The sequence below is a fragment of the Streptomyces sp. NPDC047130 genome, assembly GCF_040643475.1.
Classification (GTDB): domain Bacteria; phylum Actinomycetota; class Actinomycetes; order Streptomycetales; family Streptomycetaceae; genus Streptomyces.
This window is the reverse complement of sequence record NZ_JBEYUK010000013.1, coordinates 163443-186804: the sequence shown is the minus strand read 5'-3', so window position 1 is coordinate 186804 and position 23362 is coordinate 163443. Positions and strand designations below refer to the sequence as shown.

General features: G+C 72.1%; 21 protein-coding genes. 6 read left to right on the top strand and 15 right to left on the bottom strand.

The annotated features are described in order from the left end of the window. Positions 1–213: 213 nt before the first annotated feature. The 8 genes from ABZ836_RS18110 to ABZ836_RS18075 all read right to left on the bottom strand — a co-directional run bounded on the left by ABZ836_RS18110 (position 214) and on the right by ABZ836_RS18075 (position 9700). The gene (locus ABZ836_RS18110) at positions 214–1659 is read right to left on the bottom strand and encodes an SPFH domain-containing protein (protein ID WP_361143260.1); all 1446 of its coding nucleotides are present in this window, start codon (positions 1657–1659) and stop codon (positions 214–216) included. A 106-nt stretch (positions 1660–1765) separates the two neighbouring features. Beyond that, the gene (locus ABZ836_RS18105) at positions 1766–2281 is read right to left on the bottom strand and encodes a hypothetical protein (RefSeq protein WP_356130260.1); all 516 of its coding nucleotides are present in this window, start codon (positions 2279–2281) and stop codon (positions 1766–1768) included. Positions 2282–2406: 125 nt separating this feature from the next. Beyond that, the gene (locus tag ABZ836_RS18100) at positions 2407–4104 is read right to left on the bottom strand and encodes a type IV secretory system conjugative DNA transfer family protein (RefSeq protein WP_361143257.1); all 1698 of its coding nucleotides are present in this window, start codon (positions 4102–4104) and stop codon (positions 2407–2409) included. A gap of 2 nt (positions 4105–4106) precedes the next feature. Next, positions 4107–5528: an ATP-binding protein gene (locus ABZ836_RS18095; RefSeq protein WP_356130256.1), complete on the bottom strand. Its 1422-nt coding sequence runs from the start codon at positions 5526–5528 to the stop codon at positions 4107–4109. Positions 5529–5542: 14 nt separating this feature from the next. Continuing rightward, entirely contained in the window at positions 5543–7105 is a 1563-nt protein-coding gene (locus ABZ836_RS18090; RefSeq protein WP_356130254.1) for an SCO6880 family protein, read from the bottom strand. Next, complete coding sequence (locus tag ABZ836_RS18085) at positions 7102–8394, bottom strand: hypothetical protein (RefSeq protein WP_356130252.1); 1293 nt, start codon at positions 8392–8394, stop codon at positions 7102–7104. Before ABZ836_RS18085 ends, ABZ836_RS18090 begins: the two co-directional genes overlap by 4 nt. After that, entirely contained in the window at positions 8384–9163 is a 780-nt protein-coding gene (locus ABZ836_RS18080; RefSeq protein WP_361143253.1) for a hypothetical protein, read from the bottom strand. Before ABZ836_RS18080 ends, ABZ836_RS18085 begins: the two co-directional genes overlap by 11 nt. A 228-nt stretch (positions 9164–9391) precedes the next feature. Beyond that, complete coding sequence (locus tag ABZ836_RS18075; protein WP_356130248.1) at positions 9392–9700, bottom strand: hypothetical protein; 309 nt, start codon at positions 9698–9700, stop codon at positions 9392–9394. Between the two features lie 395 nt (positions 9701–10095). On the opposite strand from ABZ836_RS18075, the gene ABZ836_RS18070 reads away from it, so the two are divergent. The 5 genes from ABZ836_RS18070 (at position 10096) to ABZ836_RS18050 (ending at position 15548) form a co-directional block, all read left to right on the top strand. Beyond that, positions 10096–10473 (top strand): hypothetical protein, encoded by a 378-nt coding sequence (locus tag ABZ836_RS18070; RefSeq protein WP_356130246.1) that lies wholly within the window; start codon positions 10096–10098, stop codon positions 10471–10473. A gap of 219 nt (positions 10474–10692) precedes the next feature. Further along, entirely contained in the window at positions 10693–12429 is a 1737-nt protein-coding gene (locus ABZ836_RS18065) for a serine/threonine-protein kinase (RefSeq protein ID WP_361143249.1), read from the top strand. Positions 12430–12548: 119 nt separating this feature from the next. Continuing rightward, entirely contained in the window at positions 12549–13505 is a 957-nt protein-coding gene (locus ABZ836_RS18060; protein WP_356130321.1) for a bifunctional lytic transglycosylase/C40 family peptidase, read from the top strand. Between the two features lie 288 nt (positions 13506–13793). Beyond that, on the top strand, positions 13794–14528 hold the full coding sequence (locus tag ABZ836_RS18055; RefSeq protein WP_361143246.1) for a phosphatase PAP2 family protein: 735 nt from the start codon (positions 13794–13796) through the stop codon (positions 14526–14528). Positions 14529–14705: 177 nt separating this feature from the next. Further along, on the top strand, positions 14706–15548 hold the full coding sequence (locus tag ABZ836_RS18050; RefSeq protein WP_361143293.1) for a hypothetical protein: 843 nt from the start codon (positions 14706–14708) through the stop codon (positions 15546–15548). A gap of 146 nt (positions 15549–15694) precedes the next feature. Here ABZ836_RS18050 and ABZ836_RS18045 read toward each other — a convergent pair whose 3' ends face one another. Together ABZ836_RS18045 and ABZ836_RS18040 are read right to left on the bottom strand one after the other, a co-directional pair. Then, positions 15695–16696 carry an inorganic phosphate transporter gene (locus ABZ836_RS18045; protein ID WP_356130240.1) on the bottom strand — a complete coding sequence of 334 codons (1002 nt, stop codon included), beginning with the start codon at positions 16694–16696 and terminating at the stop codon, positions 15695–15697. A gap of 8 nt (positions 16697–16704) precedes the next feature. Continuing rightward, the gene (locus ABZ836_RS18040) at positions 16705–17325 is read right to left on the bottom strand and encodes a DUF47 family protein (protein WP_180221360.1); all 621 of its coding nucleotides are present in this window, start codon (positions 17323–17325) and stop codon (positions 16705–16707) included. Between the two features lie 239 nt (positions 17326–17564). Here ABZ836_RS18040 and ABZ836_RS18035 point away from each other — a divergent pair, with 239 nt between their 5' ends. Beyond that, a complete protein-coding gene (locus tag ABZ836_RS18035) occupies positions 17565–17912 on the top strand; it encodes a metal-sensitive transcriptional regulator (protein WP_356130238.1) in 348 nt (115 codons plus the stop codon). A gap of 106 nt (positions 17913–18018) precedes the next feature. Here ABZ836_RS18035 and ABZ836_RS18030 read toward each other — a convergent pair whose 3' ends face one another. The 5 genes from ABZ836_RS18030 to pstS all read right to left on the bottom strand — a co-directional run bounded on the left by ABZ836_RS18030 (position 18019) and on the right by pstS (position 22605). Next, complete coding sequence (locus tag ABZ836_RS18030) at positions 18019–18198, bottom strand: hypothetical protein (RefSeq protein WP_356130236.1); 180 nt, start codon at positions 18196–18198, stop codon at positions 18019–18021. Positions 18199–18413: 215 nt separating this feature from the next. Further along, the gene (gene pstB, locus ABZ836_RS18025; RefSeq protein WP_356130234.1) at positions 18414–19190 is read right to left on the bottom strand and encodes a phosphate ABC transporter ATP-binding protein PstB; all 777 of its coding nucleotides are present in this window, start codon (positions 19188–19190) and stop codon (positions 18414–18416) included. A 20-nt stretch (positions 19191–19210) separates the two neighbouring features. Then, entirely contained in the window at positions 19211–20260 is a 1050-nt protein-coding gene (pstA, locus tag ABZ836_RS18020) for a phosphate ABC transporter permease PstA (protein WP_361143240.1), read from the bottom strand. Next, the gene (gene pstC / locus ABZ836_RS18015; RefSeq protein ID WP_361143237.1) at positions 20257–21357 is read right to left on the bottom strand and encodes a phosphate ABC transporter permease subunit PstC; all 1101 of its coding nucleotides are present in this window, start codon (positions 21355–21357) and stop codon (positions 20257–20259) included. The genes pstA and pstC overlap by 4 nt, the downstream gene beginning before the upstream one ends. A 111-nt stretch (positions 21358–21468) precedes the next feature. Beyond that, positions 21469–22605 (bottom strand): phosphate ABC transporter substrate-binding protein PstS, encoded by a 1137-nt coding sequence (gene pstS / locus ABZ836_RS18010; protein WP_361143234.1) that lies wholly within the window; start codon positions 22603–22605, stop codon positions 21469–21471. Positions 22606–23362: the final 757 nt, after the last annotated feature.

Here is a 23362-nt window from a genome sequence, read left to right as displayed (position 1 = left end):
CGGAAGCTAAGCCTTACAGCGCCGATGGTACTGCAGGGGGGACCCTGTGGGAGAGTAGGACGCCGCCGAACAATTATTGGGAAAGCCCCCGCACCATTATGGTGCGGGGGCTTTCTGCATTTCCGGGGGAGTTTATCGTCGCGTATGGGTGTGGTGAGGGAAGGAGAAGGGGGGTGCCCGTGCCGGGCGCCCCCTTCTGCGTTTGCGTGTTGGTCACTCGGTGATGGGCACCTTGCCGTTGGCGTCGGGGCCGGCGGTGCGCTGGGTGAGGTTCTTCAGCAGGGAGGGCAGGTCCACGCCGGTGGTGGAGCTGAGGAGCTCCAAGCCCTGGGCGACGTTGTCGGTGACCGTGCGGGAGAGCTGGGAGGCACCGTCGGTGGAGATGACGGTCATCTTGTCGATGGCGCTCATCGGCTCGGCCGCCTTCTCGACCACCTGGGGGAGGATCTCTACGAGCATCTGGAGGATGGCGGCGTCCCCGTACTGCCGGTAGGCGTCGGCCTTCTTCTCCATGGCGGCGGCCTCCGCGGCGCCCTTGACGCCGATCGCCGCCGCCTCGGCCTCGCCCTCGAGTCGGACCGCCTCGGCGATGGCGGTACGGCGCTGCTTCTCACCCTCACCGGTGAGCCGTGCCCGCTCGGCCTCGGCCTGGGCGGCGGCGATGCCGGCCAGGCGTTCGGCCTCGGCCTGCTTCACGCGGGCCACGCGCTTGGCCTCGGCGTCCTGTTCGGCGGCGTACCGCTTGGCGTCGGCGGGCTTGCGGACCTCGGTGTCGAGCTGGCGGTCGGTCAGGGCGGCCTGGCGGGCGGCGACCTTCTCCTGTTCCTGGAGGATCTCCTGCTGGCGGGCGGCCTCGGCGAGCGGGCCGGAGGCCGCGGCGCGGGCCTTGGCCTCGTCGGTCTCGGCCTGGATCTCCGCCTGCTTGAGGGCGAAGGTCCGCTGGGCGACCGCGATCTCCTCCTCGGCCTTGAGGCGGGCCTGCTCGGCGGCGCGGCGGGCGATCGCCTCGGCGATGTCGGCCTCCTGCTTGGCGCGGGCGGCCTCGGGGCGTCCGAGGTCCTGCAGGTAGGAGCCCTCGGTGGTGATGTCCTGGATCTGGAAGGCGTCGGTGATCAGGCCCTGGCCGGAGAGGCTGGCCTCGGCCTCCTCGGCGACCTGGCCGGCGAAGGCGGCGCGGTCGCGGATGATGTCCTCGACCGACATGCGGCCGACGATGGCGCGCAGGGCGCCGGACAGGACCTCCTGGGTGAAGCCGACGATGTCGTCCTGCTGGCCGAGGAAGCGCTGGGCGGCGGCGCGGATGGCGTCCTCGGTGCCGCCGACCTTGACGATGGCGACGCCGTCCAGGTTGGCCTTGATGCCCCGGAGGGTGACCGCGCCGCGGACCGAGACGGGGATCTGCCGGGACGACAGGTCCAGGCTGAAGCGCTGCTGGAGGAACGGGACCACGAAGACGCCGCCGCCGACCACGACCTTCTGGCCGCTGTTGTCGGTGAAGACGGTGCCGGTCTCCGGGTCGGTGGCCTTCTTGCCGCGGCGGCCGGTGACGATGAAGGCCTCGTTGGGGCCGGCCACCTTGTAGCGGCTGACGATGATCAGGGCGAGCAGGAACAGGAGTACGACGACTCCACCTGATGCGAGCACGACAGGACTTGGCATGGATTCCCCCCATGGGATGCCGATGTTGCCGACGAGGTCGGTGGTGCGGATGCGGCCGGGTAGGCCGGTTCGGCGGACGGGTGTGGTGGGTTCCGGCGCCCGGAGGTCAGCGTTCGACCGGGCGTACCGAGACGGAGGTGCTGGAGAGGGACCGGTCGACCCAGATCTCGGTGCCGCGGGGCAGCGGGAGGTCGGCGCGGGCGGCCAGCTTGACGGGCTGGCCGGCGAGGCGCACCAGGACCTCGCCGTAGCCGTTGGCGGGAACGGCGGTCACGACGGTGCCGGTGACGCCGACGACGTCGCCCTCACGGGGTGCGCCGCCGGAGTCGTCGCCCATCAGGGCCTTGCCGGCGCGGTAGGCGCCCCATGCGGTGAGGAGGGCGGCGGGCACGGCGACAGCCGTGGACGCGGCCGGGCCGAGGCCGGTGGTCTCGGTGACGATGGCGCCGGCGAAGCCGAGCATGGAGACGAATCCGGCGATGACCGGGAGCGAGATCAGGCCGTCGAAGAAGCCGTTGAGGGCCTCCACGCCGCTGAACAGGCCCTCGAGGAGGCCGTCGAAGACGAGTGCCACGACCAGGACGAGTAGCCCCGCGAAACCGAGGCCCAGGAACCAGACCATGTCGCCCACCCCTCACCGTGTGACGTCCCCTGCCCCCGGAGACGGGTGGCTGGCGCACACGGTTGCACTCCCTTGGGGGGAAACGCACCCGTTTTGAGCGAGACCTGAGCCTCCGGGCGCGCCGGTCAGAGGTCGGCGAAGGGCCAGCGGGCGCGGAGTTGTTCGGGGGAGCGCAGCAGGGCCAGCGTCGGCATGCCGACGGCGGGGCCGGTGGCGAGCAGGTCGGGGAGCCGGGGCAGCGGGGCCACGGCGGCGACGTCCTCGAGGACCAGGGTGATTGGTGGGTCGAGGCGGCCGGAGGATGACCGTTCGGCCATGCGCCGGCCGCGCTCGACCACGCTGGAGGCGAGGGCCGTCAGGAGCGGCACGGCTCCCGGATCGGTCCTCGGGTCCTCGACGGATTCGCCGATCACATAGAGCGTGCCCGATTCGTGGACGAAGGAATCCAGGACGAGGGAATCGTTCCGGTTCGGTGTGCACGCCTCGCGGACGTGGACGGCGGCGAGGCAGGCCAGGGCACGGGCCGTCAGGGCCTGCGCCACGTCGCGGCGTTCGGGGTGGGCGGTGAGTGCCGACTCCAGTTCGCCCGCGGTGCCGGGGGCGGCGGACGGGTGGGTGCGCAGGGCGCGGACGGCCTCCTGGACGTGGTTGCCGTGGGCCCAGCGGTGCAGGTGCCGGACCGTGCGGCTGTCCACGGCGGCGGCGTGCAGGTAGCAGCGCAGGAGGGTCTCGGCGGTGTCGGCGACGGCGGCGTCGAGGCGGGCGGTGGGGCGGACCGGGGCCAGCAGGGCGGTGGCGCGGGCGGCGGCGGTGGCCTTGTCCTCGCAGCCGTCCAACGGCGACCAGTGGAGGCGGGCGGGTGTGTCGCAGAGGCGGGCGGCGTCGTGGACCAGGACGGGGCCCAGCTTGGCGCGGGCGTCCTTGGTGGCCTCCCACAGGGCCGGGGAGGAGGTGACGACCAGGACGGGCCCCTCGGCCTCCAGGACGGCGTCCACGGCCACGGGAAGGCGCTCGGCGGGCGGCGCGTAGAGCACGGGGCCGACCGTGGCGGGCGCGGGCACCCGGGCCGGGGCCGGGGCGACGGGCTGTGCCGCACCGGGGAACGGGACCCCGAACCGCTCGGAGACGGGGACGTGCGGAGGCGGAACCGCGCCGGGCACGTGCGGGACGGGACCCGCGTCGCCTCCCACCGGAGCCGGAGCCGGAGCCGGAGCCGGGACCGGTGCGGCCGGGGTACGGGGCTGGGGTGCGCCGTGGGGCGGCGGGGGGCCGGACGGGGCGGCGGGAGCGGTCGCGGCCGGGCCGGTCGCCGGCGAGGCGCCGGCGGCCGTCGCGGCCGGACCGGCCTCCGGTCGGGCGGTGGTGAGCCGGTCGGGGAGGCGCGGGTCGGGCTTGGCCGAGGGCGCGGCGGTGCCGTCGCCAGCGCGGCCGCGGAACGGCACGCCCGCCTTCCGCGCGGCGCGGACGGCCTTCCAGCGGGCCAGGGTGCCCAGCGCGAAGACGGTGACGACGATCAGCACCATCAGTTCGCCGATGAACAGCCCCCAGAACAGGCCGTAGCCGGAGAGCGTCCCCGGAGCCGTGTCCGGCCACGCGCCCGCGATGTCGTGCGGGCTGGCGACCAGGTGCCGTATGGCGAGCGGGGTGCGGGTGAAGGTGACGGTGTCCGGCCAGGCGCCGTGGGTGAACAGGGCGGCCAGGCCGGTCGCCGCCCAGACCAGCAGGTTGACGCCGAACAGGAAGGCGAGCAGGCCGACCAGCAGCCCGTCGGGGATGCCGCCCGACGCTCCGGCCGGGGCGGTGCGCTTCTCCTCGGGGGGCACGGTCAGGCCACCGACGACCTGGACTCGGGGTACTGGTGCTGCATGTAGGCGGTCGCCCTCTCCTCCGCTTCCAGTTCCGCCGCTCGCAGGGCCTCGGACAGCTCCTCCTCGGCCAGGTCGCTGGCCGACTCGGTCATGGCGCGGTCGGTGAAGACCAGCGGGCGTTCGCTCTCGGTCACCAGGTGCTTGACCACCTGGACGTTGCCGTTGACGTCCCAGACCGCGATGCCGGGCGTCAGCGTGGGGATGATCTCGACGGCCCAGCGGGGCAGGCCGAGGACGCGGCCGGTGGCGCGGGCCTCGTCGGCCTTCTGGGCGTAGATGGTGCGGGTGGAGGCCATCTTCAGGATCGCCGCGGCCTCCTTCGCGGCGGCGCCGTCCACCACGTCGGACAGGTGGTGGACCACGGCGACGAAGGAGAGGCCGAGGCGGCGGCCGAACTTCAGCAGGCGCTGGAAGAGCTGGGCGACGAAGGGGCTGTTGATGATGTGCCAGGCCTCTTCGACCAGGAAGATGCGCTTCTTGCGGTCCGGCCGGATCCAGGTGTGCTCCAGCCACACGCCGACGATCGCCATCAGGATCGGCATGGCGATCGAGTTGCGGTCGATGTGCGAGAGGTCGAAGACGATCAGCGGCGCGTCCAGGTCGATGCCGACCGTGGTGGGGCCGTCGAACATGCCGCGCAGGTCGCCGTCGACCAGGCGGTCGAGGACCAGGGCCACGTCCAGGCCCCAGGCGCGGACGTCCTCCAGGGCGACGTTCATCGCCTCGGCCGACTCCGGCTTGGGGTGGCGCAGCTGCTCGACGATGTCGTTGAGCACCGGCTGGCGCTCGACGATGGTCGCGTTGACGTAGGCGTGCGCCACCTTGAGGGCGAAGCCGGCGCGCTCGTCGAGGCCGTGGCCCATGGCCACCTCGATGATGGTGCGCAGCAGCGCCAGCTGGCCGGTGGAGGTGATCGCCGGGTCCAGCGGGTTGAGGCGGATGCCGTGGTCGAGGGCGTTGGTGGGGTCCAGGCGGATGGGGGTTATGCCGAGTTCCTGGGCGACCAGGTTCCACTCGCCGACGCCGTCCTCGCCCTGGGCGTCCAGGACGACGACCTGGCGGTCGCGGAAGCGGAGCTGGCGCAGGACGTAGGTCTTCTCCAGCGCCGACTTGCCGTTGCCGGACTCGCCCAGCACCAGCCAGTGCGGGGCGGGCAGCTGCTGGCCGTAGAGCTGGAACGGGTCGTAGATGTAGCCCTTGCCGGAGTAGACCTCGCGGCCGATGATCACACCGGAGTCGCCGAGTCCGGGCGCGGCGGTGGGCAGGTAGACGGCCTGCGCCTGGCCGGTGGAGGTGCGCACCGGAAGGCGCGTCGTCTCCACCTTGCCGAACAGGAACGACGTGAAGGCTTCCGTGAGGACGGACAGCGGGTCCCGCATCAGAGCATCAGCCCCTACCTTCGGATTCCGGTCGCGAATGGAAGCGTGTTGACGAAGGCGCGGTGGTGCTCGCGGTCGCACCACTCCAGCTTGAGGTACGACTTGCCGGCCGACGCGCGGATGGTCCGCTTGTCCCGGGCGAGGGCCTCGGGGTTGCGGGAGGAGACGGTGATGTAGCCGACCAGGTTGACGCCCGCGGCGCCGCTGGCCAGGTCCTCGCCGCGCTGGTCGAGGCGGGAGTGGGCGGCCATGTCGCGGGGGTCGACGGTGCGGTTCATCTTGGCGGCGCGGCTGGCCTCGGCCTCGTCGTTGGTCTTCTCCGTCAGCATCCGCTCGATGGCGATCTCGGTGGGCTCCAGGTCCATGGTGACGGCGACCGTGCGGATGACGTCGGGGGTGTGGACCAGCAGCGGGGCGAGGAAGTTCACGCCGACCGGGGTCATCGGCCACTCCTTGACCCAGGCGGTGGCGTGGCACCAGGGGTCGCGGGTGGACGACTCGCGGGTCTTGGCCTGCAGGTACGTGGGCTCGCGGGCGTCCAGCTCGGCCGGCCAGGCGTTGCGCTTGGACATCGCCTGGATGTGGTCGATCGGGTGGTCCGGGTCGTACATGGAGTGGATCAGCGACGACAGGCGCCCCTGGCCGAGCGGCTGGCGGACCCGGATGTCGGCCTCCTGGAGGCGCGAGCAGATGTCGGTGAGCTCGCGGGCCATGACGATGGCGAGGCCGGCGTCCTTGTCGAGCCGCCGGCCCGGGCCGCGGCGGGCGGCGCGGGCCATGGCGTGCGCCTCGGCGGCCAGCTCGCGGCTGTAGTGCATGCAGGCCACCAGGTAGGCGCGGTGCTGCTCGCTGCTGGTCGACACCATGGACTGGAGCTGGTCGTAGGAGCGGCGCAGCCACTGCGGGGACCGCTCGTCGCCGCGCAGCGCCACGTCCTTGGCGTGCGCGTCGGGGTCGGCGGGCAGGGTGCGGGCCAGCATCTGCAGGCGGGTGACGAAGCCGTCCCCGTTGGCGACGTGCTTCAGCAGTGTGCCGAAGCGGTCGACCAGCGCCTCCTGGTCCTCGCTGTCGCGCAGGCCCACGCCGGGGCCCTCGATCTCGATGGCCGCGGTGACGGTGCGCCGGTCGGCGTGCAGCAGGACGGCGATCTCGTCGGGGCCGAACGGGGCGGACAGCCAGGTGATGCGGCCGATGCCGGGCGGCGGGCCGACCTCCACCTGACGGCCGTCGAAGCGGGTGCCGGCCTCCATGGCCGCCGAGCGGTAGACCGCGTTCGGGCCGCGGACCGTGCGCTTGTAGCTGCGGTTGATCTCGAACCACTTGTAGAAGGTGCGTCCCTTGTACGGCACGTACACCGCGGCGATCGCCAGCAGCGGGAAGCCCATCAGCAGGGTGATCCGCACGGTGATCTGCGGGATCAGCAGGCCGCACATCATGCCGAGGAACGCCCCGGCGATGATCAGGGCGATCTCGCCGGTCTCCCGGTTGCGGCCGATGATCGCGTTGGGGCGGGCACGGCCGATCAGATACGTACGGCGGGGCGTGACCGGGTGGGAGACCTGGGGGTGGGTCGTCAACGCCCTTCACCTCCTGTGCGGTTGGAGCGGCTGTCAGAGGCGTGGGGGCTGCCCGCCGGGGCCGCGGGGCTCGCCGGCCGGGGAGCGGGTGCGGTGGCCGCGGGGGCGCCGCCGCGGCCGCCGTGTGCGGCGACGCCGCCGGAGACCTGGTTGGCGGGGCGCGCGCCGCCGCCGCCCGCGCCGCTGTCGGCGCGGGCGGAGTGGGTCTTGATGCCCTGGGCGACCAGGGTGGCCGGGGAGCTGATCACCGCGGCCGCCTTGTTCTCGGCGCCCTGCATCAGGCGGTTGTTGCGGGTGTTGGCGATCTCGTCGCCGAAGCCGGGGACGAAGCGGTAGATCATCGCGCTGGCGAAGATGGCGAGCAGGATGATCGCCAGTCCGGAGACGATCGCGGCGAGCTCGTTCGGCCCGTCCTCCCCGGCCAGCGCGCCGGCCAGGCCGAGGACGATCACGATCACCGGCTTCACCAGGATGACCGCGATCATGATGCCCGCCCACCGGCGGACGTGGCCCCAGAGGTTCTTGTCGACGAGGCCGGAGTACACGACCACGCCGAGCAGGGCGCCGACGTAGAGCAGCACGGCGCGGAGGTAGAGCTCCAGGTAGAGGATGCCGGCGGCGACGATGGAGACCAGCGACACCAGTATCAGCATGATCGGGCCGCCGCCCATGTCGTCGCCCTTCTCCAGGGCGGTGGAGAAGGTGCCGAAGAAGGCGTCGGTCTGGTCCCCGGTGGCCTTGGCGAGGACGTCGCTGACGCCGTCGGTGGCGGAGACGACGGTGTAGAGGATCAGCGGGGTGAACGCGCTGGCGAGCACGGTCAGCCACAGGAAGCCGATGGCCTCGCCGAAGGCGGTGGACAGCGGCACGCCGCGGACGGCGCGCTTGGCCACGGCCAGCAGCCACAGCACGAGGGTCAGGACCGTGGACGCCGCGAACACGACGGCGTACTGCTGGAGGAACTTCGGGTTGGTGAAGTCGACGGTGGCCGTCTCCTGGACGAGTTCGCTCAGCTTGGTGACGGTCCAGGAGGCGGCGTCGGCGAAGCCCTTGGCCAGGGACGCGAGGGGGTCCAGGGCGGCCGTGGGGTCGCCGGGGAGGCTGTTCGACCCCAGGGGCCCGTCACCGCCGCCGCCTCCGCGCCGGCCCTGCTCGCAGTACTCCTTGGCGGGGCCGTGGATCAGCCTGCAGGGGTCCTCCGACGGCGCTGCCGTGGCGCGGGTGCCGAGCAGTTGCAGGGCAGCCGCGACACCGGTGACGGTGAGGACGCGTCGTGGGTTACCGCGCATAAGTGAACCCTCCGTACTCCTCTACCGCCTTGGCGATCTCTTCGGCCCCGGCCGCCCTCTCGTCTCCGGGCACGGGTGCCGGGCCGTCCTTCTGCCCGTGGTCGACGATCTTCCAGTCGCCGTCGGCGTACTCGAGCCGCATGGTGATCGTGAACCAGCTACTGGTGACCGGCGTGGTCGATCCCTCGCCCGCCAGGCCCAGCAGGCCGCCGCACCAGACCTCGACGGCCGCCCGGTCGCCGGAGAATTCCGTGACCTTGGCGCCGATGGGGGTGGTGCGGGAGACGAACGTGAAGCCCGAGGGGGCGGAGCCGTCCTCCTGGAGACCGACGTTCTCGTAGAGTTCCGGGCCGTAGGCGGCGTCCAGGGTGGACCGGAAGTCCGGGACGCGGGAGGGGACGATGATCCGATCGAGGATGTCGTCCCGCTTCGCCTTGTCGAACATGTCGGCGGAGCCGAGGGCCACCGCGTAGTTCGCTGCGGCGCTCTGCGCGCCCTGCTCGTCGCGGGCGAAGCCGGAGGCGACCGGCCGCTCCCCGGTGGGGGCGGTCGCCTCCGCGGCGGAGGGCTTGCCGGCGGCGGGGGCGTCGTCGGCGCCGCGGTTCGCGAAGGCGATCGCGGCGATGAGCAGCACGATGACGCCCACACCCGTCACCATCCCGCGCGAGGAACGCCCGCCGCCGCCCCGGCCGCGGCGCGGCGGCACGCCACTGGGCTCCGGCAGCCGGGTGCGCGTCTGACCGTCGCCGTAGTCGTCCCCGAGACTCATGCGCCGTTCGCCCCTTCGGTCTCGCCGTACGGGAGTTCGTCGTACCGGAACCCGCCACGGTACGACGGTAGTCCTCCTGGACCCCGCGCGGGCGCGGTGTGGTGACTGGACATCAGGGTGACGCATCCTCAGCCGGTGGGACAGCGGACATGTGGGGGTCTCGGAAGCATCCGGGGGCGCTCCGGCCGGGACTGGACGGGGTGCCGTGCGCGGGGTGGCCGGGCCCGGCTAGACGGCCATGCCGTACACGATGGTGAACAACGTGCCCAGCGAACCGATGATGAAGACGCCGGTGAGACCGGCGATGATCAGGCCCTTGCCCTGTTCCGCGCTGAACGTGTCGCGCAGCGCGGTGGCGCCGATGCGCTGCTTGGCGGCGCCCCAGATGGCGAGGCCGAGGCAGAGCAGGATGGCGATGGCCATGACCACTTCGATCATCACCTTCGCCTCGTTGCCCAGGCTGCCGAAGGGGCCCCAGTCCGGAGCGATCCCGCCGATGATGGTGGTGATGTCTCCCTCGTCGGCTGCAAGAAGCATGTAACTCACCGCCCCTGTTGGGTAGTTCCGCGTCCCCTCCGCCGGGTTGCGGAGGACAGCCCTCATTGTCGCCGACGATGACGTGCTGTCATGTCGACTTGGCGTCATTGGATGGCTGGTTTTGTGTGGCTGCCGTGAGGTCGAAGCGCATGGGTGTGCGAGTGATGGACCGTCATTGACGTTGAGTAGTCATACAATCACTCTATGTATCATAGTGCGCCTCTCCGGGCAACGAACGCAACCAATCGGGTCCTCGGGGAGTCCAGCTAGCGAAGTCAAGGCCATCCGCGATCCGCGGTGGCCCGGAGAACGGTTCTGCGGGGCGCCGGGGGGCGCATCCGGCCCGTGAGGGGCACGGTCCCGCGGAGCGGTCGCGGCAGGGGGAGGAGAACGGCGTGGGTGTACCGGTCCTGAGAGGCAGGGACGGGGTCGTGCTGAGGCTCGAGGACGACGCGGTGGTGCTGCTGGAGGGCGACGAGGAGCGGTGGATACCGCTGCGGGCCGTCGAGGGGGTGTCCGCCGAGGGCCGCACCGTCGAGGTCGAGCTGCTGGGCGGCGAGGCCCCGGTGGTCCACCGGGTGGAGGAGGTCCCGGAGAGCGCCGCGGAGAGGTTCGCGGAGGAGGTGAGCGCCCTGCTGCCGGCGCGGGACCGGGACGTCGCCCCGGTGGACGGCCCGTCGCTGGTGACGGTGGTGCCGCTGACCCCGGCCGACCGCAGGCGTTCCGCCTGGCGCGGAGCCGTCTCGGCGGTCAGGGAGACCTTCGGCCGGTAGCGGGGCCCTTCGGCGCCGACAGCGGGGCCCTTCGGCTACGACAGCGGGGCCCTTCGGCTACGGCAGCGGCTCCTCGGCGGGTGGGCGCGTCCCTTCGGCCGGTGGAGGGGCCTTTCGGCCAGGAGCACGGAGGGCGCCGGGGAGGCAGGGAGGGGCGCACGGCCCCGCGTTGCCCGTCCCCTCGGCATCAAGAGGCCTTCTGTGGCAGTGTTTTGGACCGTGGAAGAGCTGAAGGGGAACGACCCGGCGCGACTTGGCCCCTATGTCCTCCAGGCTCGGCTGGGCGCGGGCGGCATGGGTCAGGTGTACCTCGGGAGGTCGCCCGGCGGGCGCCTGGTGGCCCTCAAGGTCATCAAGGACGAGATCACCGGGCACCCCGACGCGCTGCCCCGCTTCCGGCGCGAGGTGGAGACGGCCCGGGCGGTGCGCAGCGCCTACACGGCCAACCTGATCGACGCCTCGCTGGAACAGGCGCCGTACTGGCTGGCCACCGAGTACGTCCAGGGGCCGACGCTCAGCGCCGCGGTGGCCGAGCGGGGCCCGCTGCCGGCCCCGACCTGCCGGGGGCTGTTCGCCGCGCTCGCCGAGGGGCTGGCGGCCGTGCACGCCTGCGGGGTGACCCACCGGGACCTCAAGCCGCAGAACGTGATCCTCTCCCAGCGGGGCCCGCAGCTCATCGACTTCGGCATCGCGCGCGGCCCGGAGCAGACCGCCGTGACCGAGACCGGGGCCTCCGGTCCGGGGACGCCGGGGTTCACCGCCCCCGAGGTGCTGCTGCGCAACGAGGTCGGTCCCGCCGCCGACGTCTTCGCGCTCGGGGCGACGATGGCCTACGCGGCCACCGGGCGCCCGCCCTTCGGGACCGGGCCGGCCGCGAGCGTCGGCTACCGCGCCGTGTACGAGCCGATCGACCTGGAGGGCGTCGAGGAGGGTCTCGCGGCGCTGGTGCGCGACTGCGTGGCGAAGGACCCCGCGGAGCGTCCCTCACTGGCCCGGGTCATCGAGCGCTGCGCCGTCTCCGGGGCGCTGGTGGGCGACGCCCACTACGCGGCCCTCGCCGGGGCCGCGGCGGCGCCCCAACCGCCCGCCACGCCGGTCCCGGGGCCCGGAACGCCGCCGGTGCCGGCCGCGCCCCCGGCCGCGCCGCACGAACTGCCCACCGCCGACGGCTACACGCCCACCCAGCTCTCCCGCCCGGCCGCCTCCGCGCGCCGGGGACGCCTGTGGGCCGTGGCGGGCGCCGCGGTGCTGGTGGCGGCGGTCGGCGGCGGCCTGCTGTCGATGCTGCCGGACGGCGGTGACGGCGGTGACGGCGGCGGCGGGAAGGATCGGGCGGCGGGTTCCGCGGCCCCCACGGGCGGGGCCACGGGGTCCCCGGCCGGCGGGGACGCCAGGGGCGGGAGGACGGGCCCCCGCCCGCCGTCGTACATCGAGGCGACGGGGCCCGACCTGAACTACTGGTGGTCCGACGCCGGTGAAGGATGGGCGGACGGCAGCTGCAACCTCCCCGTCGAGGAGGGCAACAAGGACTTCCAGTACGGAGTGCCGTCGGACCCGGCGGAGATCGCCTCCGGCAGGCTCACGGTGGCGATGCGGCTGAAGTACGCCGAACCCTCGCCGGGCGACACCTATTACGTGGCGGCCGTCGTGAAGCCTCCGCACGAGTTCCCGGCGGCCGAGGCCGAGAAGAACGGCATCGGCCTGACGGAGAACAAGGCGCTGGGCTTCACCACGAAACCGGTGGACCTCTACGCGGGGTACGACCCGGGGAAGGCTCCTGAGTGGGTCGAGTTCACCTACCCGGACGACTTCGCCGCCCACTTCGAGGGCGAGAGGCGTGAGGACGCCCTGCCGCCGGCGGAGGATCCGGGGGACTGGACGGTCAGGTTCGTGCGTGTGGAGAGTCCCACGGAGTACCGCAGCATCGCCTGCGACGGCTTCACCGTCGCGGAGTAGGCGGGGACGGCCGTGCGGAGGAGAAGGGCCGGTTCGGCGCCGGCCGGGACACCCGGTGGGGGAGGGCTGAGGACGTGCGGAAGACGTGGCTGACCGGAGCGGCGGTCGTCGGGACCGTCATGGGCTTCGTCATGGTGCTGGTGGTCGGCGTGTACGTGGTCGCCGGGAACCTGGTGAGAAGTGCGACCCAGGGCGCCGTCGACGTCGCGGAGGGGTCGGTTCCGGCGGCGTACGAGGAGCTGGTGCGGACCTGGGGCAATCTCTGTCCGGAAATCAACCCCGCCCTGCTGGCCGCCCAGCTGTACCAGGAGAGCGGCTGGGACGCCGACGTGGTGAGCCACGCCGACGCCCGGGGCATCGCGCAGTTCATCCCCAGCACCTGGGCCACCCACGGCATCGACGGCGACGGTGACGGCGACCGGGACATCTGGGACCCCAAGGACGCCATCCCGTCGGCGGCCTCCTACGACTGCGAGCTGGCCCAGTACGTCGAGGACGTGCCCGGCGACCGGACGAACAACATGCTGGCCGCCTACAACGCCGGCGCGTACCGGGTGATTAGTTCCGGCGGTGTCCCGGCGATCACCGAGACGCGGAACTACGTGCAGCGGATCCGGGCGCTGGAGAAGTCGTTCGCCCGGCCGAAGGCGCGGCTCGCGCCGAGCCGGCAGGCCGCCGGGGCGATCATGTACGCGCAGGACAAGCTGGGCACGCCCTACCTGTGGGGCGGCAACGGCACCGCGGACCAGGGCGGCCGCTTCGACTGCTCCGGCCTGACCAAGGCGGCCTACGCCAGCGTCGGGATCCAGCTGCCGCGGGTCGCGAACGATCAGTACAACGCCGGTCCGCATCCGTCACGGGATGAACTTCTTCCGGGCGATCTCGTATTCTTTTCGGACGACCCTACTGATTCCAGGGCCATTGACCACGTAGGGATCTACGTTGGTGGCGGGTACATGATCGACGCGCCGTACACCGGCGCGGTGATCCGCTTCGACCCGATCGACACCCCGAAGTACTTCGGGGCGACCCGGGTCACCGCCGAGGCCGCCGCGGCGCTGCCGAACGCGGTGTGAAGCGCGGAGGGATCGTGTGGGGGGCGCGGTGGTCCGTGTGTGCCGCGTGAAGTTTCGGCCTGAGCTGCACGGACGAGTTGCTCTTGGGTAACGTCTCGGTGATCTTCCGCCGGGAAATGGAACCCTTGAACGAGGTTCGTGCGTTCCTGCTGGTGTACGGGGACCGTTACGGGACCACAGCCGTACCACGGGGGTGGAACAGCGGCGCGTGCGCGCGAGGGACGCGTGCCCGCGCCGGAAGGCATGACGACACCGCCGTAAGGCACAGATGAAGGGGCCGACTGCACCATGGCTGGACTCGCCGAATCAGGGTCGAATCCCGATGTCGGCCTGCTCTTCGAGATCAACGGCCTGGCCGAGGCGGCTCCGACCTGGTTCGACCGGATCATGGAGTACGTGGGGGAGTACGGGCTTCCGCTCGCCATCGTGGTGATGGGCCTGTGGTGCCTGGTCCGCGTGCGGCGGCTCGGGCAGCAGGGTCTCGCGGACCGGGAGTCGGTCGTCGCCTCGGTGGCGGCGATCGCGTGGATGCCGGTGGCCGCGCTGCTGGCCGTGATCGTGAACATACCCATCCGCGGGTTCGTGGAGCGGCCCAGGCCCTTCCTGACCCACCAGGGGCTCGAGGTCCTGGTGGAGGGCAAGGAGGACTACTCCTTCGTGAGCGACCACGCCACGCTGGCCATGGCCATGGCGGTCGCGCTCTTCCTCGCGCACCGGAAATTCGGCGTGCTGGCGATCGTGCTGGCCTTCCTCGCCGGTGTGTCGCGGGTCTACATGGGCGTCCACTACCCGACGGACGTCGCGGGCGGCTTCGCCCTGGGCACCGCCGTGGCGCTGCTGCTCTCGCCGGTCGCGATGGCGGCGCTGACGCCGCTGGTGGGCTGGCTCGGCAGGGTTCCGGGCATCGGATGGCTGCTGCTGGGCGACGTGGCGCGCGAGGACGGCTCGGCCGCCCGGACGGCCGATCCGGTCGCCGGGGAGCGCCCCGCCGGGCGCGGGGGAACGCGCGACCTCGCCGCCTGACCGCACGCGCCGCACGTCGACGGGGCCCGTACCTCCTGGGGGTACGGGCCCCGTCCATGGGGGGAAACCGGGCGGCCGGTGCGTGACGGGGGGTGCTACCCGTCGTTAACCGGAACGGCAAGGCCCGTGGGCGGACGAACCGGCATGGGGGTGCAGGCGATGGAACGGTGGCGGCGGATGCGGCGCACCGGTGTGCGCGCTGCGGTGGCGGCCACGGCGGCCGCCGTGATGACCGGCGTGATGGCCGGCGTCGTCGGCTGCTCCGGCGGTGCCCTCGCGGACGACCGGCCGGGCGGCGCCGGCGCGGAGGCCGCCGCGGAACTGCTCCGGGAGGCGGCGGGGCGGCTGGCGGTGGCGGGCACGTCGCGGGCCAGCACCTCGATGGCGATGGCCACGGGCGGGACCCGGATCGTGATCCGCGGCGAGGGCGTCTACGACTACCGGCGGCAGCGGGGCGAGCTGCGGGTGACGCTGCCCGAGGAGCCGGCCGGGCGGGCGCTGCGGCGGCCGATCACCGAGCTGCTGACCCCCGGCGCGGTCTTCCTGAAGAACCGCGGCGAGGGCGTCCCCGAGGACAAGTGGGTGCGGGTCGACGCCGGGGACTCGGCCGACGGCAACCTGGTGACCGGCGGCGCCACGGACCCGCTGGCGGCGGCGGAACTGCTGCGCGGCACGCGCCGGGCCGAGTACCGGGGGACGGTCGACTTCGCGGGCACCCAGGTGCGCCGGTACGAGGGGGTGGCCCACCTCGGGGACGCGGCGGCACGGGCCCGGGCGGGGTGGCAGCAGGGTCTGCGGGCGGCGGCGAAAGGGTTCGCCAGCGCGGAGGTGCCGTTCGACGTGTACCTGGACGGCCACGGCCGGATCCGGAAGGTCCGCCAGGAGTTCAGCTTCCTCAACGAGGCGCGCCGGACGGTGGTCGTCACGTCCACGATGACGCTGTACGACTTCGGGGCCCCGGTGGACGTGCGGCTGCCGGAGGCGGCGGACATCTTCGCGGGGCGGATCGCCCCGCAGTGACCGGCCGGGGCCCGCACGCCCGAGGCCCCGGTCACGGCCCGCACGCCCGACGGCCCCGGTCACGCCCCTGTCGGGGGGCGGCGCGGGGCCGTCGTACGGGTCGTGGCGGTCCGGTGCGGGCGCCGCGCCGGCCGGGGGAGCGGCCCCTAGAGCAGGGCCACCAGGTGGACCACGCCGTAGCAGGCGGCGGCCACCGCGGCGGCGGCCGGCATGGTGATGAACCAGCCCAGGACGATGTTCTTGGCGACGCCCCAGCGCACCGCGTTGAGGCGCTTGGTGGCGCCGACGCCCATGATCGCGGAGGTGATCACGTGGGTGGTGGAGATGGGCGCCTTGAAGATGAAGGCGGTCACGAACATGATCGACGCGCCGGTGGTCTCGGCGGCGAAGCCCTGCGGCGGGTCCAGCTCGATGATCTTGCGGCCCAGGGTGCGCATGATGCGCCAGCCGCCCGCGTAGGTGCCCGCCGACAGCATCAGGGCGCACATGACCTTGACCCAGACCGGGATCGCGTCGCCGTACTCCTCGACGTCCGCGATGACCAGGGCCATCACCACGATGCCCATGGTCTTCTGCGCGTCCTGGAGGCCGTGGCCCAGCGCCATGCCGGCCGCGGAGACCGTCTGGGCGATGCGGAAGCCGCGCTTGGCCTTGGACGGGTTGGCCCGGCGGAAGATCCACATGATGGCCGTCATCACCAGGTAGCCGGCGAGCAGGCCGACCACGGGCGAGATGAACATCGGCAGGACGATCTTGGTCAGGACGCCGTCCCAGAAGACGGTGATCCCGCCGGCCAGGGCCGCGCCGACCATGCCGCCGAACAGGGCGTGCGAGGAGGATGAGGGCAGGCCGAAGTACCAGGTCAGGAGGTTCCAGGCGATCGCGCCGATCAGCGCCGCGAACAGGATGCCCATGCCCTTGGAGCCCTCGGGCGTCTCGATCAGACCCTCACTGACGGTCTTGGCGACGCCGGAGCCCATGAAGGCGCCGATCAGGTTCATCACCGCGGCCATCGCCAGCGCGGCCCGGGGGGTCAGCGCGCGGGTGGAGACCGAGGTGGCGATCGCGTTCGCGGAGTCGTGGAAGCCGTTGGTGTAGGTGAAGAAGAGCGCGACGCCGACCGTCACGATCAGAGCAAAGGTGTCCATGTCAGGGCTCAGGACTCCTTGACCGAGATCGTCTCCACCGTGTTGGCCACGTGTTCGAAGGCGTCGGCCGCCTCCTCGAGGACGTCCACGACCTGCTTGAGCTTGAGCACCTCGATGGCGTCGTACTTGCCGTTGAAGAGCTGGGCGAGCAGCTTGCGGTGGATCTGGTCCGCCTGGTTCTCGAGGCGGTTGACCTCGATCCAGTACTCGGTGAGGTTCGACATGGTGCGCAGGTTGGGCATGGCCTCGGCGGTCAGTTCGGCCGCCCGCGCCAGCACCTCGATCTGCTGCTCGACGCCCTTGGGGAGTTCCTCGATGTTGTAGAGGACGACCAGGTCGACGGCCTCCTCCATGAAGTCCATGATGTCGTCGAGCGAGCCGGCGAGGGCGTAGATGTCCTCACGGTCGAACGGCGTGATGAAGGACGAGTTCAGCTGGTGGAAGATCGCGTGGGTGGCGTCGTCGCCCGCGTGTTCCGCGGCCCGCATCCGCTCGGCGATCTCGCCCCGCGCGGACGGCTCCGCACCGAGCAGTTCCAGCAGGAGCTTGGAGCCCGTGACGATGTTGTCCGCGGAGGCGGAGAACATGTCGTAGAAGCTCGTCTCCCTCGGGGTCAGACGAAAGCGCACGTGGGGTCCTCGGAGGCTCTTCGAATCGGTCAGGGTGATGCTAGGCCCAACGGGGGGCGGCTGCTAATGGGGCGGGCTGAGCGAGAGCCGGTGTCGCCCATCCGCTCCGTGGCGGCCGTAACCCCATCTACCCACCGAACGCGAGTACCATATACCCGCCAGGGGTATGCATCTGGGTCGGGCCCCGAGGCCCGGACGGTGACGAAAGTGACACACGAGGGCGAGGAGGGCTGCCGGAGATGACGACGACGCCGGAGGTCGAAGCGGCCGGGGGAGCCCCCGCCGAGGACCAGGAGCACGGGCACCACTACGGCTACCACGCCCACAAGGCGGACCACCTCAAGCGGCTGCGGCGGATCGAGGGCCAGATCCGCGGGCTGCAGCGCATGGTCGAGGAGGACGTCTACTGCATCGACATACTCACGCAGGTGTCCGCCTCCACCAAGGGGCTGCAGTCCTTCGCGCTGCAGCTGCTGGAGGAGCACCTGCGGCACTGCGTCGCCGACGCCGCGGTCAAGGGCGGGGACGAGATCGACGCCAAGGTCGAGGAAGCCACCAAGGCCATCGCCCGGATGCTGCGGACCTGACCCGCGCCCGCCTGTCCGCCCGTCCGCCCGTCCGCCCTGTGCCTCCGCCGCCGCTTGCCGCCCGAGCGCGGTGCCGGCCCGCGGCCGGTGCCGGGGCGGCGGGACGTCAGCGGGGAAGGCGGCGGTCCTCCCGGACGCGGAGGATCTCGTCGATGCTCGCCTGACTGAGCCGGTCGGCGTTGGCCGAGGACGCGGCGATCATCAGGTCGCCGCAGAGCTCTATCTCGGCCAGAGCGATCTGGTCCTGCACCTGTCCGGGTGCGCCGAGCGGAGCCACGCCGATCACCCTCCTTCTGCCGGTGCCCGTACGGGCTTTCCAGAGTAAGGAGGCGACGGCCCCGAGCGCATGGCACGGACGGGCTAGTCCGGTGGGCCCAGACGCCATGGGCACGGACGCACGGATGGAGGGGCCCGCGCCGGAACGGCGCGGGCCCCGGGCCTCGCGGTGGCACCGCCATGCAGCACCGCGAGGAGTTCGATCCGCTGCGCGAGCCCGTGGGCTCAGCCGAAGCGGCCGGAGATGTAGTCCTCGGTGTCCTTCACCGACGGGTTGGAGAAGATCCGCTCGGTGTCGTCGATCTCGATGAGCTTGCCGGGCTGGCCGATCGCCGCGAGGTTGAAGAACGCGGTGCGGTCGGAGACGCGGGCGGCCTGCTGCATGTTGTGGGTGACGATGACGATCGTGTACTGCTCCTTGAGCTCGCCGATCAGGTCCTCGATCGCCAGGGTGGAGATCGGGTCCAGGGCCGAGCAGGGCTCGTCCATGAGCAGGACCTTGGGCTGCACGGCGATCGCCCGCGCGATGCACAGGCGCTGCTGCTGGCCGCCGGAGAGGCCGGAGCCGGGCTTGTTCAGCCGGTCCTTGACCTCGTTCCAGAGGTTGGCGCCGCGCAGGGACTGCTCGACGATGCCGTCGAGCTCGGACTTCTTGTAGCTGCCGTTCAGGCGCAGGCCGGCCGCCACGTTGTCGTAGATCGACATGGTGGGGAACGGGTTGGGGCGCTGGAAGACCATGCCGACCTCCCGGCGCACCGACACGGGGTCGATGCCGGGGCCGTACAGGTCCTCGTCGTCCAGCATCACCTTGCCCTCGACGCGGCCGCCGGGGACGACCTCGTGCATCCGGTTCAGGGTGCGCAGGAACGTGGACTTGCCGCAGCCGGAGGGGCCGATGAAGGCCGTCACCGAGCGGGGCTCGATGGTCATCGAGATGTCCTCGATGGCCTTGTGGGCGCCGTAGAAGGCGGAGAGGCCGCTGACGTCGATTCGCTTGGCCATGTGTGTCACTTCCAGGGGGTTCAGCGGGGCGTCTTCCAGCGGGCGATGCCGCGGGCCACCAGGTTGAGGATCATCACGAAGGCGATCAGCGTCAGCGCCGCCGCCCATGCGCGGTCGTAGGCCGCCGACGAGCCGGCGCTGTTCACGTACTGCTGGTAGATGTACAGCGGCAGCGACGCCTGCGCGCCCTCGAAGGGGTTGGCGTTGATGAACGGGTTGCCGAAGACCAGCAGCAGGACCGGCGCGCTCTCGCCCGCGATGCGGGCGACCGCGAGCATCACACCGGTGGTGATGCCGCCGACCGCGGTGGGCAGGACCACCTTCAGGATGGTTCGCCACCGGGGCACGCCCAGGGCGAGGGACGCCTCGCGCAGTTCGTTCGGCACCAGTTTGAGCATCTCCTCCGTGGAGCGGACGACGACCGGCAGCATCAGGATGGCCAGCGCCAGCGAGCCGGCGAAGCCGAAGGGCTGCAGGTCGAACATCAGCATCAGGCTGAGGATGAACAGACCGGCCACGATGGACGGGATGCCCGTCATCACGTCGACGAAGAAGGTGACGGCCCGGGCCAGCGCGCCCCGGCCGTACTCGACCAGGTAGATCGCGGTGAGGACGCCGATCGGGGCGGCGATCAGGGTGGCGAGGCCGACCTGCTGCGCGGTGCCCAGGATCGCGTGGTAGATGCCGCCGCCGGGCTCGGCGTCGGCGACGGTGCCCATGGAGTGGGTCAGGAAGTACCCGTCCAGGACCTTCACGCCGCGCACCACGGTCTCCCAGACGAGGGAGAGCAGCGGCACCACGGCGAGCAGGAAGGCGACCCAGACGAGGCTGGTGGCGATGCGGTCCTTGGCCTGGCGGCGCCCCTCGACCTTCGCGGAGAGGGCGTAGGTGCCCAGGACGAAGAGGACGGAGGCGATCAGGCCCCACTGGACGCGGCTGTGCAGACCGGTCCCCAGGCCGAGGGCGACGGCCACGGCGGTCGCGGCGGCGGCCACGCCCCACGGGGCCCACTTCGGGAGCCGGGCGCCCTGCAGGGAGACGGGCTTGACGACGGCGGACGTGGTGCTCATGCGTTGGCCCCCGAGTACTCCTTGCGGCGGGCGATGATCATGCGCGCGGCGCCGTTGACCAGCAGGGTGATGACGAAGAGGACGAGACCGGAGGCGATCAGCGCGTCACGGCCCTGCTCGTTCGCCTCGCCGAACTTGCTGGCGATGTTCTGGGCGAAGGTGCCGCCGCCCGGGTCCAGGAGGCTGGCCTGGATGTCGAAGGTGGGCGACAGGACGGTGGCCACGGCCATGGTCTCGCCGAGCGCGCGGCCGAGACCGAGCATCGAGGCGGAGATCACGCCGGAGCGGCCGAACGGGAGGACCGACATGCGGATGACCTCCCAGCGGGTGGCGCCGAGGGCCAGCGCGGCCTCCTCGTGCGCCTTGGGCACCTGGCGGAAGACCTCACGGCTCACGTTGGTGATGACCGGGAGGATCATGATCGCCAGCAGGATGCCGACCGTGAGCATGGAGCGCGGGGCGCCGCCCTGCCACTCGAAGATCTTGGTCCAGCCCAGGTACTCGTCGAGCCAGCTGAACAGGCCGTTCATGTGCGGGACGAGCACCAGCGCGCCCCACAGGCCGTAGACGATCGACGGCACGGCGGCGAGCAGGTCCACCACGTAGGCGATGGGGCCGCTCAGCTTCCGCGGGGCGTAGTGGGTCAGGAAGAGCGCGATGGCCACCGCGACCGGAACCGCGATGATCATGGCGATGATCGACGACACGACGGTGCCGAAGGCCAGCACCGCGATGCCGAAGACCGGCTCGGTGCTGTTCGGGTTCCACTCGAAGGTGGTGAGGAAGTTCCCCTGGTCCTTGCTGATCGCCAGCGCCGCGCGGTAGCTGAGGAACACGGCGATGGCGGCCATGACGGCCAGCAGCAGGATGCCGGAGCCTCGCGAGAGGCCGAGGAAGATGCGGTCGCCGCGGCGGGTCGCCGGGCGGGGGGCGCGGGGCTCGGAGGTCTTCCGGCCCGTGCCCGTACCCGTGCCCTTGGCCTTGCCCTGTTCCTGCTCCGGCTCCGGGGAGGAGGAGGTGCGGGGCGTGCCGGCGGCCGCGCCCGCGGGAGGCGCGTTGTCGTTGTCCGTGTGTGACTTCTGTGTCGATATGTCCATCAGGATCTCCGGTCTGCGGGGCCGGGGCCCGCCCTGACGGGGCTGGGCGGGCCGTCGGCTCCCTGGCGGCGGTGCACCGGACGGAGCCCGGCCGGGGGCCGGGCTCGTGGATCAGGCGAGGCCGTTGATGGTTTCGCGGACCTTGCCGATGATCTCGTCGGGGATCGGGGCGTAACCGGCGTCGGCGAGCAGCGCCTGGCCGTCCTCGCTGGCGACGTAGTTCAGGAACGCCTTGGTCGCCGGCAGCGTCTCGGGCTTGTTGCCCTTGTCGCAGACGATCTCGTAGGTGACCAGGACGATCGGGTAGGCGTTGTCGGCGGTGGTGCCGTAGTTCAGCTCCAGCGCCAGGTCCTTGCCGGTGCCCACGATCTTGGCGTCGGCGATGGCGTTGGAGGCGTTCTCCACGGTGGCGGCGACCGGGGCGGAGGCGCCGGTGGCGATGGAGACGGTGGAGCTGTCCTTGGCGTACGAGAGCTCCATGTAGCCGATGGCGCCCTCGGTCTGCTTGACCTGCTGGGCCACACCGCTGGAGCCGGAGGCCGCCTGGCCGCCCTTGGCCTGCCAGGACTTGCCGCCCTCGTACTTCCAGTCGTCGGGGGCCGCGGCGATCAGGTACTTGGTGAAGTTGTCCGTGGTGCCGGACTCGTCCGAGCGGTGGAACGCCTGGATCTTGGTCGACGGCAGGTCCGCGTCCGGGTTCAGCTTCTTGATGGCGGCGTCGTCCCAGGTGGTGATCTTCGAGTCGAAGATCTTCGCCAGGGTCGGGGCGTCCACGACCAGGTTGTCCACGCCGGGGAGGTTGTAGGAGACAGCGATCGGGCCGCCGACCATCGGGAGGTCGATCGCCTGGCCGTCCTTGCAGATCTTCTTGGACTCGGCGATCTCCTCCGGCTTCAGCGCGGAGTCGGAGCCGGCGAAGGCGACCTGGCCCTGGGTGAACGCGGTGATGCCCGCGCCGGAGCCGGAGCCCTTGTAGTTGATCTGCAGGCCCTGGCAGGCGGCGGTGAACTGCTTCACCCAGGCGTCGATCGCGTTCTTCTGGGCGGAGGAGCCGTCGGCCAGCAGCTGGCCCTGGGCGTCGCCGCAGTCGATCTTCCCGGTCTGGGCGGCGGCGGTGCCGCCGGTCGAGTCACCCTCGGAGGTCGCGTCCGAGCCGCACGCCGTGAGGGCCAGGGCGCCGGAGACGGCGAGAGCGCCGAGGGTCAGGGCCCGCCGGGTCTGGCGCCGGGTCTTGCGCTGAAGCGTCACTTTTCGTGTCTTCCTTCCGGGAGCCGCCGGGTGGAACCGGTCCGCTTGGCGGCGTGCGAAGTGTCGGTGGCGGGGGGTTGTCTTTGCGACGGTTTCCCCGCTGTCGAGGCCGAAATTAGGCCGGGGAGGTGACGGGGCCGACGGGGGAGGGTGAACGGGGGGTGAATCCGCGGGGACGGTGCGGTGAGCCGCCCTCCGGCCGACACCACCCGTCCCGCACGCCTCCCGTCCCGCTCGCCTCCCGTCCCGCACGCCCCCGTTCCGCGCGCCGCGTACCCCTCACCGCCGGGGGCGCACCTGGGGCGGGGGTCCTGCGCGGGGGCGCGTGGGTTCGCCTGCGCCGCGGGGGAGGGCTGGCGGTGGCGGGGCTTGCGTGCGTCGGGCCCCGGCGGCGGTGGGGGCTTGCCTTTCCCAGGTGGATGCCGGGCGGGTGCCGGGACCGCGTGGCAGCGTGGGCGTCGTCCTCCGACGGCACCGGGGTGGGGCGGCGGTGGGTGGCGTCACCTTGCCGCCGCGCGGCCGGGTGCATGGCGGGCAGTGCCCCCCGCCTCGCACCGGGGCGCGGGCGGGCAGAAGTGCGGGCGTCGGGCCCCGGCGGCGGTGGGGGCTTGCCTTTCCCCGGTGGATGCCGGGCGGGTGCCGGGACCGCGTGGCAGCGTGGGCGTCGCCCTCCGACGGCACCGGGGTGGGGCGGCGGTGGGTGGCCGGCTTGCCGCCGTGGGGCCGGGTGCACGGCGGGCGGTGCCCCCGCCTCGCA

Bases quoted from the DNA above. Each gene is read 5' to 3' on its own strand.
- ABZ836_RS18110 (WP_361143260.1), bottom strand. From the start codon at position 1,659: ATGCCAAGTCCTGTCGTGCTCGCATCAGGTGGAGTCGTCGTACTCCTG.
- ABZ836_RS18105 (WP_356130260.1), bottom strand. From the start codon at position 2,281: ATGGTCTGGTTCCTGGGCCTCGGTTTCGCGGGGCTACTCGTCCTGGTC.
- ABZ836_RS18095 (WP_356130256.1), bottom strand. From the start codon at position 5,528: ATGCGGGACCCGCTGTCCGTCCTCACGGAAGCCTTCACGTCGTTCCTG.
- ABZ836_RS18085 (WP_356130252.1), bottom strand. From the start codon at position 8,394: ATGCGCGGTAACCCACGACGCGTCCTCACCGTCACCGGTGTCGCGGCT.
- ABZ836_RS18080 (WP_361143253.1), bottom strand. From the start codon at position 9,163: ATGAGTCTCGGGGACGACTACGGCGACGGTCAGACGCGCACCCGGCTG.
- ABZ836_RS18075 (WP_356130248.1), bottom strand. From the start codon at position 9,700: ATGCTTCTTGCAGCCGACGAGGGAGACATCACCACCATCATCGGCGGG.
- ABZ836_RS18060 (WP_356130321.1), top strand. From the start codon at position 12,549: ATGGGCTTCGTCATGGTGCTGGTGGTCGGCGTGTACGTGGTCGCCGGG.
- ABZ836_RS18055 (WP_361143246.1), top strand. From the start codon at position 13,794: ATGGCTGGACTCGCCGAATCAGGGTCGAATCCCGATGTCGGCCTGCTC.
- ABZ836_RS18050 (WP_361143293.1), top strand. From the start codon at position 14,706: ATGCGGCGCACCGGTGTGCGCGCTGCGGTGGCGGCCACGGCGGCCGCC.
- ABZ836_RS18045 (WP_356130240.1), bottom strand. From the start codon at position 16,696: ATGGACACCTTTGCTCTGATCGTGACGGTCGGCGTCGCGCTCTTCTTC.
- ABZ836_RS18035 (WP_356130238.1), top strand. From the start codon at position 17,565: ATGACGACGACGCCGGAGGTCGAAGCGGCCGGGGGAGCCCCCGCCGAG.
- pstB (WP_356130234.1), bottom strand. From the start codon at position 19,190: ATGGCCAAGCGAATCGACGTCAGCGGCCTCTCCGCCTTCTACGGCGCC.
- pstA (WP_361143240.1), bottom strand. From the start codon at position 20,260: ATGAGCACCACGTCCGCCGTCGTCAAGCCCGTCTCCCTGCAGGGCGCC.
- pstC (WP_361143237.1), bottom strand. From the start codon at position 21,357: ATGGACATATCGACACAGAAGTCACACACGGACAACGACAACGCGCCT.